Annotated in this window: 4 protein-coding genes and 1 pseudogene; 1 reads left to right on the top strand and 4 read right to left on the bottom strand. The window is 68.7% G+C overall.

Going from position 1 to position 2,833, the window contains the following annotated elements:
• The 4 genes and pseudogenes from BST17_RS28445 to rimP form a co-directional block, all read right to left on the bottom strand.
• Positions 1-279, bottom strand: a 279-nt coding sequence (locus tag BST17_RS28445; protein ID WP_133053615.1) for a translation initiation factor IF-2 N-terminal domain-containing protein, incomplete at its 3' end; no start/stop codon positions are given.
• 67 nt (positions 280-346) lie between these two features.
• Positions 347-704 (bottom strand): annotated as a pseudogene (locus tag BST17_RS30010) (YlxR family protein).
• Between the two features lie 66 nt (positions 705-770).
• Positions 771-1,793, bottom strand: a complete 1,023-nt coding sequence (gene nusA / locus BST17_RS28435; protein WP_083062355.1) for a transcription termination factor NusA — start codon at positions 1,791-1,793, stop codon at positions 771-773.
• A complete protein-coding gene (gene rimP / locus BST17_RS28430; protein WP_083062354.1) occupies positions 1,790-2,338 on the bottom strand; it encodes a ribosome maturation factor RimP in 549 nt (182 codons plus the stop codon). Before rimP ends, nusA begins: the two co-directional genes overlap by 4 nt.
• A 136-nt stretch (positions 2,339-2,474) precedes the next feature.
• Between rimP and BST17_RS28425 the strand changes: the two genes are divergently transcribed.
• On the top strand, positions 2,475-2,833 hold a 359-nt coding region (locus tag BST17_RS28425), incomplete at its 3' end, for a hypothetical protein (RefSeq protein ID WP_207573734.1).

The raw sequence follows: 2,833 nt of genomic DNA, 5'->3' as shown, positions 1-2,833 counted from the left end.
GTCCGGCTCCGGCGGCGCGGCCGGAGCCGGAGCCGCGGGCTTGGGGCCGGGCCGGGGACCGGGGGTCGGCGCCGAACCGGCGGGCTTGGCCGCCGCCGGTGCCGGCTTGGCGGTCTTGCCGCCGCCGAATGATTCACGCAACCGGCGGGCGACGGGCGCCTCGACAGTCGATGATGCCGATTTGACGAATTCGCCCTGTTCGTTCAGTCGGGCGAGGACTTCCTTACTGGTGACACCGAGTTCCTTGGCCAACTCGTGCACGCGGGCCTTACCTGCCACTACTTCTCCTCGTTTGGAGGCGTCAGCGGTGGTGGGGCCGCGCCTCGGGTTTAGCTATGACGCATGGTCATCGGGACTTCACGGTGTGCTCATGTTCTTCGCTACCTGTTCTCTAGCCGGTGGAAAAACTCTTCCACCGCGGTGGTGTCCGGCGAACCGGTGATGCGCAACGCTCGGCCGATCGCCCGCCGGCGACGTGCTACGTCCAGACACTGCGGATCGGGGTGCAGCCATGCACCCCGCCCCGGCAGGTTACCCGCTGAGTCCACAATCACGGCGTAATCGCCGGGCCTGTCGGACACCGCGGCCAGTCGAAGCAGATCGACGGCCAGCTCTCGCTTCCGGCATCCCACACACGTCCGCACCGGTCCCTCGGGACTGCGGTGCGCACGAGCCGGGATGGCCGAAGTCTCGCGCTGGATCACGGCTCAGTCTACCGTTCGCAGTTCGCAGGACAGAATCGTGTGCCACCGGACCGGATGGGCACGCTCTCACTTGGCGTGTTCGGCCCCGTCCGCGTCGGGCGCTGCGGCCGCATCGCTGCGGATGTCGATCCGCCAGCCGGTGAGCCGGGCGGCCAATCGCGCGTTCTGTCCCTCCTTGCCGATCGCCAGGGACAGCTGGAAATCGGGCACCACGACACGGGCTGCGCGGGTGTTCTCGTCGATGACCGTGACCGAGACCACCTTGGCCGGGGAGAGCGCATTGGCGACGAAGCGGGCCGGATCGTCGTCGAAGTCGATGATGTCGATCTTCTCCCCCGACAGCTCGCTCATCACGTTGCGCACCCGCTGGCCCATCGGGCCGATGCAGGCGCCCTTGGCGTTCAGCCCGGACACCCGGGAGGTCACCGCGATCTTGGAGCGGTGCCCGGCCTCGCGGGCCACCGCGACGATGTCCACCGACCCGTCGGCGATCTCGGGCACCTCCAGCGCGAACAGCTTGCGCACCAGGTTCGGGTGCGTGCGGGACAGCTCGATCTTCGGTTCGCGGGCGCCCCGGGAGACCCCGATGACGTAGCAGCGCAGCCGGTCGCCGTGCTCGTAGCCCTCGCCGGGCACCTGCTCGGCGGGCCGGATCATGCCGTCGGAGCCCTTGGCCTCGGTGCCGACGCGGACCACCACGTTGCCGCGGGTGTTCTCGCGGGCATCGCGCTGCACGACGCCGGCGACGATATCGCCCTCCCGGGCCGAGAACTCGCCGTACATCTTCTCGTTCTCGGCGTCTCGCAACCGCTGCAGGATCACCTGACGCGCGGTGGTCGCCGCGATGCGACCGAAACCCTCAGGGGTGTCGTCCCATTCGCTGATCAGGTTGCCGTCGGCATCGGTCTCCCTGGCCATCACCTTGACCACGCCGGTCTTGCGGTCGACGTCGATACGCGCATCGGCCTCATGACCTTCGGTGTGCCGGTAGGCGGTCAGCAAGGCCGATTTGATGGTGTCGACGACGATGTCGACCGAGATTCCCTTGTCCGCCTCGATGGCGTGCAACGCCGCCATATCGATGTTCATGTGCCGGCCCCCTCTCCTGACTGTTCGACCAACTCCAGCTCACGCCGGTTCGGCTGCGAAAACTCAACTTGGACAACTGCTTTGGCAATCTGTTCGAGATCGACCGAGCGCAGCTCGAATTCCTTGCCCGCCGCCACCACCAGCGCCAGCACGCCGTCACCGACCACACCGATGCGTCCGGACAGGCTCGTGCCGTCACGCAGGGTCAACTCGGCCTTGCGCCCTCTGGACCGGCGGAAGTGCTTCTCCTCGGTGAGCGGACGATCCACCCCGCGCGAGGTGACCTCGAGCACGTAGGGGTCGAAATCAGACCGGTCGGCCTCATCGAGCTTCGCCGAGGCCAGCCGCGACAGTTCGGCCACCGCATCGAGATCCAGCGGGGTGTCGCCATCGGCGACGACGGTGATCCTCGGTGGCCGCGCGGTCGCCGTGATCGTCACATCCTCTATTTCGTAACCCGCGCGCGCGAATTCGCCGTCGAGGAGTTCGATCAGCTGCTCGCGCGACGGGAGTCGTGCAGACCGCAGCGGGTCGTCCGATGCCACGGCGAGCTCCTCATCTTGAGTTGTGCGGACAAGATCTCCGACCGGCCGGCCGGAGAATCAACTACCAAACGATACGCCAGCCGCGACGCGCCAATCACCAAACGAGCGGCCCGGCCCAACATGGCAGGATGTGGGCGTGCCGAGCGCCCTGCCCCAGCTGAGTCGGCGGCGTCTGCTGATCGGCGCCCTGCCCGCCACCCTCGCCCTCGGTGTCCTCGGATCCAGCACGGCCTGTGCCCCCGAGGCGCCGCCCGCCGATCTGGCCGACCTGCGCACCCAGTTCGACCGCGCCCGGTCCGACAGCACGCTGGCCGGAGACGCGGCCACCGCACTGGCCGGACCGTCGCGCCAGGCGCTGGTCGCGGCGCTGACCGCCATCGCCGCCGAACGCTCCGCCCACGGTGATGCGCTGGCCGCCGAGATCACCCGGTTGACCGACGGCCAGGCACCGGCCACCGACACCACCACCCCGACCACCAGCACGGCCCCCGCCGC

Origin of the sequence: Mycolicibacterium bacteremicum, assembly GCF_002086115.1 — a bacterium.
Taxonomy (GTDB): Bacteria; Actinomycetota; Actinomycetes; order Mycobacteriales; family Mycobacteriaceae; genus Mycobacterium; species Mycobacterium bacteremicum.
This window is presented reverse-complemented; position numbering and strand designations above follow the sequence as displayed.